Origin of the sequence: Allobaculum fili, assembly GCF_020969955.1 — a bacterium.
Classification (GTDB): domain Bacteria; phylum Bacillota_I; class Bacilli_A; order Erysipelotrichales; family Erysipelotrichaceae; genus Allobaculum; species Allobaculum fili.
This window is the reverse complement of sequence record NZ_JAHDSX010000080.1, coordinates 1-4,461: the sequence shown is the minus strand read 5'-3', so window position 1 is coordinate 4,461 and position 4,461 is coordinate 1. Positions and strand designations below refer to the sequence as shown.

Sequence of the window (4,461 nt, the reverse complement as noted above, 5' to 3'; positions counted from 1 at the left end):
TCGGCTGTTTTCGTGGGTTGGATCAGCTTCCAGAGACTCTCTCTTTTCCTTGTACTTCCTGTAATACTTCTCACCAGTGGTTCTCGAGATCGAGCACAGCGCAGCGGCTTTTCTGGATGAGACTCCTGGTGTTCGTAAATCGATGTATTTGAAAACTGTCATCTGAGTATGCACTTTCTAGTCCTCCATTACGGAGTACGGTACAAGTCAGGTGGCCCAGTTTTCAAATCCGATCTTCGCTTTTTTGGACCAGTTTTAAACTACAAAAAACAGCCGTATGAGGTCTGTGGCCAAAAATGCTTGAAATTGTACTATCCATCCACATCGTGTTCGTCCACCTGCATTCTCAACTGTATTGAGTGGAGAACATCGGCCTAGGAGGTGATGAGAATGGTCGACATCAAAATTGTTGCTTCACGCCAGCGTCAGGAAATGGCGGAAAACTTACGAGATACTCTAGAACTTACCGATCAGGATATTTTCTATGATAAAAGCACCGAAACCGGAAATCCCTATCTTGCGGTCAAACAAACCTGGCTGCTTCATCACGAGGAAGGAGTGACCCACAGAGTCGTATTGAATGACAATGTCCAGGTTTGTAGTGGATTCAAACAAATCATTGAGCAAATGGCGCAGTCGCATCCGGATTGCGCCTTTTCGCTTTTCACCATGGCCTTTGATGGTGAGTCTTACAACGACTTCATCAGCGGACTGGAAAGTCCCTATATTTACCATGACTGGTCGATGTGGGGATGTGCCATTCTGCTGCCAATCGGTATCGTCGAAGAATGCTGCAACTATATCGATACCGTGTTTGGAAACGATGCTCTGGAAAGCTTTGGGATTCTCAGCTTTCTCAGACACAAACAGATTCCAGTATTATCCACGATTCCGGTAACTATTCAGCATATCGGAGATGAATCACTATTTGATCCGAATATTCCAGTGCGTCGGACAACTCGCTTTGAAGAAAACCCAACAGCAGATTGGAGGTCAGCCAAAATTGAGAACCCACCAGTGTTGGAATGGTTCAAGCCCAGACAAATCGTCAAAGCGGAAGATCGAACCGACCGGATTCTCAACATCTTGAAAGGAGTGAACGTAGATGAATGAAGACGACAAGCTGATTCTCTTTTTGCGAAAATTGGTTCTCTTTCTGACGAAAGAGGTCGTAAACGATGGTGGTGATCCTGCAGAATTTGATCTTGGCTTTCCGGTATATCGGCAGAATGCTTCCTATAAGGCTGGTGAGATCTTCCGGGATCGGGAATCTGACCAGCCTTTTGAATGTCTTGTCGACTATGACGGAAGCATTCATCCCGACTGGGATCAGTCTGTCGCAACCATCTGGAAACCGTACCATGGCAAAGACAAGGATCATGCCTATCCCTGGTCTACGCCTAGCGGAGCTCATGATCTGTACAAATCTGGAGAGTTCATGACTTTCACGGATGGATCTATCTATAAGGCACTTGAAGATACAGCGTTCAGTCCAACGGATCTTCCAACCGCTTGGGAGAAGCAAGCATGAAAGGAGATGTTTCAATGAGTAACAAAACGAAAATCTGGATCAAAGCAGCAGCCGTCCGCGCCATTAAAACTGTATCGCAGACGGCTGTTGGCGTTATTGGAGCTTCCGCTCTGATTACCGAGGTCGACTTTCTTGTCGTCCTTTCTGCCTCCGCACTGGCTGGTCTGGTCAGCCTTCTGACCTCTGTAGCCGGTCTTCCGGAGGTGGAGAATGCCTGAACTGGAAACAAGCATTGTCTGGCTTGGAGCTTTAGCAGGAGCGCTGTCATCGCTGGCAGCGCTTTTGTCTTTGGCTTTTAAGCCATTCTCGAAGCTCAAAGAACGAGTGAGAGTCCTGGAAGATGAGATTCGAACTCTCAAAGATGAGCTGGCCGAGCACCAGGAAAAACTGGACAGAGACCATCACAGTTTTCTGTTGCAGCAGGACGTGAATCACCTGCTGCTTGAATCCACCAGCAACCTTCTCAAACACAACGTAGAAGGTAACCATTCCAAGCAGATGCTGGACTGCGCAAGACGAATTGACGATCTGGTCTTTGCTAGAGGAAGTGCCATCAAGGAGGAGAAATAATATGACCTATTCAAAACTGATTAGTGGATCGACACCGATCTACGCTAAAGCCAATGCCCGTACCTCGAAAATCAAAAAGATCACGCCACACCATATGGCTGGTAATATGTCGGCCAAAGACTGTGCCTACTATCATTTCTCTGGAGATAGACAGGCTTCTGCCAACTACTACATTGGCACCGACGGTACCATCTGGGGCGGCGTTCCGGAAGAGTTCAGAGCCTGGACGTCCAGTTCCTGGGAAAATGATAATCAGGCCATCACAATCGAGGTAGCCAATTCTTCCGCAGGTGGAAACTGGCCAGTTTCCGCTGCTGCCTTCAATTCTCTCGTCAATCTCTGCAGGGATATCTGCCAGAGGTATGGCATCAGCCTTACCTGGACAGGGAATGCTAGTGGAACTCTGACCTGCCATGACATGTTTGCGGCGACCAATTGTCCAGGACCATATCTCAAGAGCAAATTTCCGGAGCTGGTTAAGCAGGTCAATGGTACAACAACTGCCAAGCCCACCGGCAAAAAATCCGTTGATGAAATTGCCAAAGAAGTCATCAACGGAAAATGGGGCAATGGGGATGATCGAAAGAACAGACTGACCGCAGCCGGATATGATTACAATGCCGTTCAGGCGAAGGTGAATTCTCTTCTTGGCCAGAAAGCCACATCTGTCGCTCCTGCGAAGAAGTCTAACAACGTGATCGCCCAGGAAGTTATTAATGGCAAGTGGGGTAACGGACAGGATCGGATCAACCGCCTTAAGACGGCTGGGTATGATCCCAATGCTATCCAGACTCTGGTCAACCAGGAGCTGGGAGGCAGCAAAAAGTCGAATGAGACGATTGCCAATGAGGTCACCCAGGGTAAGTGGGGTAATGGAGCTGATCGGAAAAACCGACTGACCAAAGCCGGATATGACTACAATGCTATTCAGGCTATTGTGAATCGAAAACTCGGATAAACAGAAAAGCCAGCAGGCTGGTGGTTTAGGATGAACCAACTGCCTGCTGGGCTATTTTTGTAGAGTGGATTTGATATACTATGCTCATGTTTAGATATATAGACAATCTTTTCCTAAAGAAACGTTTAGATTCGTATAAATAATCAGGTAGGATCTTTCAAACTAACCTAGACAAATGTAGTGTCTAATCGATATCAAAGAGCAACATATCACAGATAATAGAGCGATTGCTTTGATCCAATTCAACTTTCCTATAAAAAACAGATAAAGATAAGCCACTATGTAAGTAGAAAGACAAATCAGAGAAAGTACAAATGACACCCTGATCATCTTATTCTTCCGATCTTTAATACTGTATATATAGCCAAGAATAGCAAACATAAAAGCCGTCTGAGTTAAAAATTCCATCTTTTTACCAATCTTGTTACTATTCAATGACGTAATATGTGTTGCTTCTAATCCATGTTGCGCCTTGGTATGAATGAGGTGGATATGGGTTAGGAGCACTTGTTCCGTATAGGTATCCTGATCTTCCAGAGTTAAATAATTCAATAATGGTTGAAGCAGGAACAATTTGATCAATGATATCAATAAAATCTGCCTCGCCTTGGGCGTATTGTACTGTTTTATAAATAACGGCTATCGTTGTTATTATAGCGCCAGCTGCTGAGAGTTTTTTACCCCCAAATTTACATAACTTCAAAAATTCACCAACTGATCTTGCTCCTTGAATACCATTGTTGTCGATCGAGTGTGCAGTTTCGCCGTTTATAAAAGCTTCGGCTTCGTCGAGTGTATCGCATTCGTAAACGAGATTCCCAAATCCGTCATATACTTCAACTTGAGGCGTATCTGTTCCGCTTGTCTTATTTGTGTCGATCTCGTTCGCGCTTATAGACATAAAATTAAAACCTACACAAATAGCGCAGATCATCGCTATTAACGCCTTTAGCCATTTCTGCATATTATTCTCCTTTATTTTGATTGATTCAGATGGTGATAGCCTAGGCACAGAAAAACTGTTTGAATACCGAACGCTAAGCTATCTTATAATCGCCTCTAATTAGGGCTACTACATCTGAAAAAATGAACAGTCAGAAAAGCTGATTCCCTCATAGCCAACGACTGTCTATTATGCTTTGTTATGGCTAGAGGGCTGACCTCAGATACTTCCTATACCTCATAGTGATTATCCTCCGTGTAGGATTTCTTATCTGAATTGTATCAATTTTATCTAAATTACGGAATACAATTTTTGATTTTTTTTGGGCGGATATCAATGTCATTAAGTTAAGATTTCTCAGACCACATCAGCGTTAAGCAGTGATGTGGTCTTTTTTCTACTCTTCAAGTCAAATCTCGAATGATTCGAGTTTTTTCACTTTTTTCTAAAAATCTATTG

At 44.3% G+C, this 4,461-nt stretch carries 6 protein-coding genes; 5 read left to right on the top strand and 1 reads right to left on the bottom strand.

The window, feature by feature from the left end; genetic code table 11:
* Positions 1-390 precede the first annotated feature (390 nt).
* Genes Afil_RS10530 through Afil_RS10510 form a run of 5 tightly spaced genes read left to right on the top strand, consistent with a single transcriptional unit; the run spans position 391 to position 3,059 of the window.
* On the top strand, positions 391-1,113 hold the full coding sequence (locus Afil_RS10530; protein WP_230268516.1) for a hypothetical protein: 723 nt from the start codon (positions 391-393) through the stop codon (positions 1,111-1,113).
* Positions 1,106-1,531: a hypothetical protein gene (locus Afil_RS10525; protein WP_230268515.1), complete on the top strand. Its 426-nt coding sequence runs from the start codon at positions 1,106-1,108 to the stop codon at positions 1,529-1,531. The genes Afil_RS10530 and Afil_RS10525 overlap by 8 nt, the downstream gene beginning before the upstream one ends.
* A gap of 14 nt (positions 1,532-1,545) precedes the next feature.
* Entirely contained in the window at positions 1,546-1,749 is a 204-nt protein-coding gene (locus Afil_RS10520; RefSeq protein ID WP_230268514.1) for a holin, read from the top strand.
* Positions 1,742-2,101: a hypothetical protein gene (locus tag Afil_RS10515; protein WP_230268513.1), complete on the top strand. Its 360-nt coding sequence runs from the start codon at positions 1,742-1,744 to the stop codon at positions 2,099-2,101. Before Afil_RS10520 ends, Afil_RS10515 begins: the two co-directional genes overlap by 8 nt.
* A 1-nt stretch (position 2,102) precedes the next feature.
* The gene (locus Afil_RS10510) at positions 2,103-3,059 is read left to right on the top strand and encodes an N-acetylmuramoyl-L-alanine amidase (RefSeq protein ID WP_230268512.1); all 957 of its coding nucleotides are present in this window, start codon (positions 2,103-2,105) and stop codon (positions 3,057-3,059) included.
* Between the two features lie 427 nt (positions 3,060-3,486).
* On the opposite strand, the gene Afil_RS10505 is transcribed toward Afil_RS10510, so the two are convergent.
* A complete protein-coding gene (locus Afil_RS10505; RefSeq protein ID WP_230268511.1) occupies positions 3,487-4,023 on the bottom strand; it encodes a hypothetical protein in 537 nt (178 codons plus the stop codon).
* Between the last annotated feature and the right edge of the window lie 438 nt (positions 4,024-4,461).